This window comes from Simiduia sp. (genome assembly GCF_058345725.1).
The window spans coordinates 26,366-33,129 of record NZ_JBTUOC010000100.1; the positions used below are offsets into that span (position 1 = coordinate 26,366).

The 6,764-nt window shown below is 53.3% G+C and carries 5 protein-coding genes; all 5 read left to right on the forward strand.

The genetic code is table 11. The features are described 5' to 3' along the window. Window positions 1-14 precede the first annotated feature (14 nt). Entirely contained in the window at window positions 15-2,708 is a 2,694-nt protein-coding gene (gene infB / locus ACW8F6_RS18250) for a translation initiation factor IF-2 (RefSeq protein WP_491577321.1), read from the forward strand. A gap of 26 nt (window positions 2,709-2,734) precedes the next feature. Further along, window positions 2,735-3,124, forward strand: a complete 390-nt coding sequence (gene rbfA, locus ACW8F6_RS18255; RefSeq protein WP_491577322.1) for a 30S ribosome-binding factor RbfA — start codon at window positions 2,735-2,737, stop codon at window positions 3,122-3,124. Between the two features lie 11 nt (window positions 3,125-3,135). Then, complete coding sequence (gene truB / locus ACW8F6_RS18260; RefSeq protein ID WP_491577323.1) at window positions 3,136-4,083, forward strand: tRNA pseudouridine(55) synthase TruB; 948 nt, start codon at window positions 3,136-3,138, stop codon at window positions 4,081-4,083. Window positions 4,084-4,210: 127 nt separating this feature from the next. After that, window positions 4,211-4,480, forward strand: a complete 270-nt coding sequence (rpsO, locus tag ACW8F6_RS18265; protein WP_491577324.1) for a 30S ribosomal protein S15 — start codon at window positions 4,211-4,213, stop codon at window positions 4,478-4,480. A gap of 399 nt (window positions 4,481-4,879) precedes the next feature. After that, window positions 4,880-6,764, forward strand: a 1,885-nt coding sequence (pnp, locus tag ACW8F6_RS18270) for a polyribonucleotide nucleotidyltransferase (RefSeq protein WP_491577325.1), incomplete at its 3' end; no start/stop codon positions are given.

Consider the following 6,764-nt stretch of genomic DNA (forward strand, 5'->3'; position numbering starts at 1 on the left):
ACCGAGGAAAGAGAATGGCTGAAGTAACTGTAAGCGAACTCGCCGAATCAGTCGGTGCTCCCGTTGAGCGTCTGCTAAAGCAGATGCAGGAAGCTGGTTTGAAGCACAAGAAGGCTGACGAGTCGGTATCTGATGATGAAAAACAAACCCTGCTGCGCTTTTTGAAAAGCAGTCATGGGGAAGAAGTCACCGAGCCACGCAAAATTACCTTAAAGCGCAAAACCACCACTACCCTGAAAACGGGTTCAGGGGCATCGCGTAAGGTTGTAAATGTAGAAGTGCGTAAGAAGCGTACCTACGTCAAGCGCGACCCGGCAGAGCTGGCCGCCACAGAAGCGGCAGCCGAAGCAGATGTGGCAGCAAAAGCAGAAGCAGAGGCCGCCGCTAAGGCGGCTGCAGAAGCAGAAGCCGCTGCAGCTAAGGCAAAGGCCGAGGCCGAGGCACTCGCAGCTGCTGAAAGCGCGAGTGCGGTAGAGCCAGAAAAAGAAGGCAGTGCGCCTGCCGCCCAGCCGAAAGTGGCTAGCACCCGCGTCGACGACATGGAAGAGCGCCGTCTGGCGGCTTTAGATGCTCGTCGGAAGGCCGATGAAGAAGAGCGCCGCAAAGCGGATGAAGCTGAGGCTAAGCGCAAAGCAGAGGAAGAACTGCGTCAGCAGCGAGCCGATGCAGAGGCAAAGGCCAAGAAAGAAGAAGAGTCAAAAGGCAAGCACGGTCATGCACCTAAAAAGGCGCGCCATGCGGAAGTTGACGATGCAGAAGAAAACGCTAACAAGCACACCAAAAAAGCCGGCCACAGGGCCAGTAAAAAGGTGGCTGCACCCGCCGCACCGAAAAAAGGTGCTCGCATTGATTTGGCGCGTTTGGACGAACTGGAAGATGAACTGGCAACACCGCGTCGTGCACGTGGCTCGCTGAAGCTCAATAACAAACACGGCTTCAAGAAGCCGACGGCGAAGCAAGTGTTGGAAGTTGAACTACCACCGTTAATTACGGTAAACGAATTAGCCTCACGCATGAACATCAAAGCTAATGAGCTCATTAAGCGCATGATGAAAATGGGTGTGATGGCAACATTGAACGACTCACTCGATCAAGAGACTTCTCAGCTAATTGTTGAGGAAATGGGTCATGCCTACAAATTAAAGAGCGACAACGAGCTGGAAGAGGCGCTGGAGCTATCCATTGCGCACGACGGTGAAATGATTAGCCGCGCTCCCGTAGTTACAGTTATGGGTCATGTTGACCATGGTAAAACATCGCTACTGGACTATATTCGCAAAGCTAAAGTAGCTGCTGGCGAAGCAGGTGGAATTACCCAGCACATTGGTGCCTACCGCGTAAAAACAGGTTTGGGTGAAATTACCTTCCTGGATACGCCCGGTCACGCCGCCTTCACGGCAATGCGTGCCCGTGGTGCACAGGCAACCGACGTTGTGATTCTGGTTGTTGCAGCCGACGATGGCGTGATGCCTCAAACCATTGAGGCCATTCAGCACTCGAAAGCCGCAGGTGTGCCAATTGTTGTCGCCATAAACAAGTGTGATAAAGAAGCTGCCGATCCCGATCGCGTGAAGAACGAGTTGGTTCAACACGAAGTAATTCCAGAGGATTGGGGTGGCGATACGCAATTCATCGAGGTGTCGGCCCATACCGGCGACGGCGTTGATGCACTGTTAGAAGCCATTTCGCTGCAGGCAGAGATTCTTGAGCTGGTTGCGCCCGTGGATGTGCCGGCGAAAGGTGTTGTGGTTGAATCGCGTGTTGATAAAGGCCGCGGCGCCATCGCCACAGTTCTGGTTCAGCAGGGCACGCTGAAGCGCGGCGATATGCTGCTGGCTGGCCAGGCCTACGGCCGCGTTCGCGCAATGGTGAACGAACAGGGCTCCACTGTTAAAGAGGCGGGTCCTTCAACGCCGGTTGAAATTCTTGGCTTGAACAATGCACCCGGCGCTGGTGAAGATTTTGCGGTTGTGCCTGACGAGCGCAAGGCTCGTGAAGTTGCCGAGCACCGTGCAGAAAAAGAGCGCAGCGAGAAATTGATGCGTCAGCAGGCGGCCAAGTTGGAAAACATGTTCGCCAATATGGGCAGCGAAGAAAAGAAAGTGCTGTCTATGGTAGTTAAGGCAGACGTGCGCGGCTCGCTGGAAGCAATTTTGAGCTCGTTAGCAGATATAGGCAACGATGAAGTCGAAGTGAATGTAGTGTCCTCTGGCGTAGGTGGTATCACCGAAAGTGATGTGAACCTGGCCTTGGCTACCGGCGCTATCGTTGTGGGCTTTAATGTACGCGCCGATGCAAGTACGCGTCGTCTGGCTGAAGCTGAGTCAGTCGAGATTCGTTACTACAGCATCATTTATCAGCTGTTAGACGAAGTGCGTGCTGCACTGGCTGGTATGTTGTCGCCCGAGCGTGTTGAAGAGATTGTGGGTATTGCCGACGTGCGCGAAGTTTTCCGCTCACCCAAGTTTGGTCAGGTTGCCGGCTGTATGGTGACGGAGGGTACGGTTTATCGCAATAAACCCATCCGTGTATTGCGTGACAACGTGGTAATTTTTGAAGGCGAATTGGAATCCCTGCGTCGCTTTAAAGACGACGTCAAAGAAGTTCGCAACGGTATGGAATGTGGTATCGGTGTGAAGAACTACGACGTTAAAGTAGGTGATCAGATCGAAGTCTTCGACGTGAAAGAGGTTGCGAGAGAGCTTTAACGAGCTCTCTTTGCCGAGGCAATTATATGGCACGTGAATTTAAACGTACCGATCGGGTCGCAGATGCTCTGCAACGCTCAGTGTCGCAGTTTATTCAGCATGAAATTCGAGACCCGCGCATAGGCATGGTTAACGTTAATGATGTCAACGTTACCCGGGATTTTGCCTACGCAAAAATCTTTGTCACATTCGTCGACCGGGAGACGGAAGAAGAATGTGAGGCTGCGCTGGCGGTACTGAATAAGGCCGCCGGATTTTTGCGCACCTTAGTTGCCAAGGATATGGACTTGCGCACAACGCCGAGACTGCAGTTCGTTTACGATAAAACCACAGTGCGCGGCAATAAGTTGGCGAGCCTAATCGAGCGTGCAGTCGCAGACGATCAGGCCAAGCACACCGACGAAGATACTGAGTAACGCATACCCCGATGGCCAGAAAACCCAAAGGTCGCCCAATCAGCGGCGTGCTTGTTTTGAATAAACCCGGCGGTATGAGCTCTAATGCGGCGCTGCAAAAAGCTAAGCGTCTTTTTTATGCTGCTAAAGCGGGGCATACGGGCAGCTTAGACCCACTGGCAACGGGAGTTCTACCGCTGTGTTTTGGTGACTCCACAAAGTTCTCCCAGTTTTTACTGAACGCCAACAAAGGCTATACCAGTACGTTTCGCCTGGGTGAGCGCACCGATACCAGCGATTCCGATGGCGAGATCTTAGAAACCTTTGATGCCAGTGCCGTGACTGAAGCGCAGGTGGCGCAAGCTTTGGCGGCCTTTAAGGGTGAAATTAGCCAAGTGCCCTCTATGTTTTCGGCATTGAAAAAGGATGGTCAGCCACTCTACAAATTGGCCCGCCAAGGCATTGAAGTGGAGCGTGAGGCGCGCCAAGTGACAGTCTATGCCATTGAATTACTGGCCTTTAGGCCCGGAAAAGTTGCCGAAGCCGAGGTGAGCGTAAGCTGTTCCAAAGGCACTTATATTCGCAGCATTGCCGAAGATTTAGGCGCCGCATTGGGAGTAGGTGCCCACGTGGCGAAGCTGCACCGGACACAGGCCGGGCCATTTACTGATACACAAGCAGTGACTCTGGAGCAATTGGCGTCGCTGTGCGACGACAGTGGGCCAGACGCCCTGGACTCGCTCTTGCTACCCGTAGACGCTCCGGTTGCCGATCTACCGGCACTGGCGCTTCCGGAGGCCACCGCCTACTATTTTCGGCAGGGCAACCCGGTCATGGATACGCGGGCCTTTGCCTTAGGTAATGAAGGTGATATGGTGCGTGTCTTTGATCAAACTGGTGGTTTTTTAGGCATTGGCACCCTGGCAGATGACGGCAGGGTGGCGCCAAAACGGCTAGTGGCAACGAATTCGGGTGGCTAAAGCCATCGAATAGCCCCGAAGGGGCGCAGACCTGTCTGTAAATATGCGCGGGCAGGCCTTTTATAACCGGTTGTTATATCTCTGCGGAGGTGGGCAACTTGCATATTAATTTGTAAAGGTGAATGACATGGCACTCAGTGCACAAGAAAAAGCGGAAATCGTTAAAGGCTTCCAGCAGGCTGAAGGCGACACAGGTTCTCCAGAAGTTCAGGTAGCGCTGTTGACGCACAATATCAACAAGCTGCAGGGTCACTTTGCAGAGAACAAAAAGGACCACCACTCACGTCGTGGTTTGATCCGTATGGTAAACCAGCGTCGTAAGCTGCTGGACTACCTGAAGGGTAAAAACGCTGAGCGTTACACTGCCCTGATTCAGAAACTCGGCCTGCGTCGCTAAGTTTCGGTGCCCGCGCAAGCGGGCGCTTTTTTATGCGCAGAAAGGATAGGCTTGGCGCGGCGGGATGCCGCCAGCTGAGTAGATATATCGGCGAGTGCGCCTGTGCCAATAGACACGGCAGCCCACCCAGTCGTGGGCCTAAATAGTAGGGCAGGATGCCTGGAATTAGCCGCCTTGTAACAAGAGTCAGCCATGAAAGCAGGCTCGATAATTGTACCAAGCGATGTGTTGCACAGCGTTAAGCTAGGCACACCGACGAGCTGTATCGATGGCATGCCAGAGACTAGACGATGCCGCGATTGCTCTCGCACAGATTTACGACTTGGCGGCAGTTTGCTGAGTCTAACGTTTGATCATTTAACAGAATTAATTGAAAGCAAAGAGAAAAGGACGATATAAGTGAATCCTGTAATTAAATCGTTTCAATATGGAAACCAAACTGTCACCTTAGAAACCGGTCGCGTTGCTCGTCAGGCGAACGGCGCTGTTATTGCGAGCATTGGTGATACTTCCGTTTTATGTACTGTTGTTGGCGCGCGCGAAGCGAAAGACGGCCAAGACTTTTTCCCCTTGTCTGTACACTACATTGAAAAGGCCTACGCGGCCGGTAAGATTCCAGGTGGCTTCTTCAAGCGCGAAGGCCGCCCAAGTGAAAAAGAAACGCTGACCTCTCGTCTGATCGACCGCCCTATTCGTCCGCTATTCCCGAATGGCTTTAAAAACGAAGTGCAGGTGGTTTGCACCGTGTTGTCTGCCAACAATGATGTCGATCCCGATATCTGCGCAATGATCGGCACCTCTGCGGCGCTGTCTATTTCCGGTATTCCCTTTGCGGGCCCCATCGGTGCTGCGCGTGTGGGTTACACTCAAGCCGACGGCTATATTCTCAACCCCACTTACACAGCGCTGAAAACTTCAGAGCTGGATATGGTGGTTGCCGGTACTAAAGATGCCGTGCTGATGGTGGAGTCTGAAGCTAACGAGCTGCCTGAAGACATTATGTTGGGTGCCGTGCTTTACGCACACCAGGAGCTGCAGGCCGTTGTTCAGGCAGTAACCGATTTGGCCCGCGATACCGCTAAGCCTACGTGGGATTGGTCTGCACCTGCCGAGAATGCCGACCTGAAAGCGGCGTTGGTTAAAGGTTTTGAAGACTCTATTGGTGTGGCTTACCGCATCACTGACAAAGCCAAGCGCTACGATCGTCTGAACGAATTGCGCACTCAAGCGATTGCCGAGCTGGTTGACGAAGAAGCTGGCGTCACAAAAGAAAATGTACGCGAAGCCTTTGGTAAGCTAGAGAAAAACATTGTGCGCACGCGCGTTGTTGCCGGCGAGCCTCGCATCGACGGTCGCGACAACAAAACCGTTCGCGGAATTGACGTAGAGGTGGGTGTACTGCCTAAAGCGCACGGCTCTGCCCTGTTTACTCGCGGTGAAACACAGGCATTGGTTGTTGCGACGCTGGGTTCTGCACGCGACGCGCAGATTATCGATGCACTGGAAGGCGAGCGTAAAGACCCCTTTATGCTGCACTACAACTTCCCTCCCTATTCAGTAGGCGAGTGTGGTCGTATGGGCGCAACCGGTCGTCGCGAAATTGGTCACGGCCGTTTAGCGCGCCGCGGTGTTGCAGCCATGCTGCCCGACATGAACGACTTTCCCTACAGCCTGCGGGTGGTAAGCGAAATCACCGAATCTAACGGTTCATCCTCCATGGCCTCTGTCTGTGGCACCAGCTTGGCGTTGATGGATGCCGGCGTACCTTTGAAAGCACCTGTGGCCGGTATTGCCATGGGCCTGGTGAAAGAAGCCAACGGTTTTGCGGTACTGACTGATATCCTGGGTGACGAAGACCACCTGGGTGACATGGACTTCAAAGTCGCGGGTACCTCTAACGGTGTTACGGCACTGCAGATGGATATCAAAATTGAGGGTATCACCGAAGAAATTATGGAAATTGCTCTCGAGCAGGCATTGCATGCGCGTTTGCACATCCTGGCGGAAATGAACAAGATCATTTCTAAGCCACGCGGTGAAATCTCCGACAATGCCCCGCGCTTTGAAGTAATCAAAATTGATCCCGATAAGATTCGCGACATCATCGGTAAGGGCGGTGCAGTGATCCGCTCCATGACCGAAGAAACCGGTGCCTCTATCGATATCGAAGACGACGGTACCGTGCGTATATTCGGCGCCAACGGCGACGTGATTCGCGCAGTTCTGGATCGCATTGGCGCAATCACGGCGGAAGCTGAAATTGGCGCTATTTACGAAGGGACCG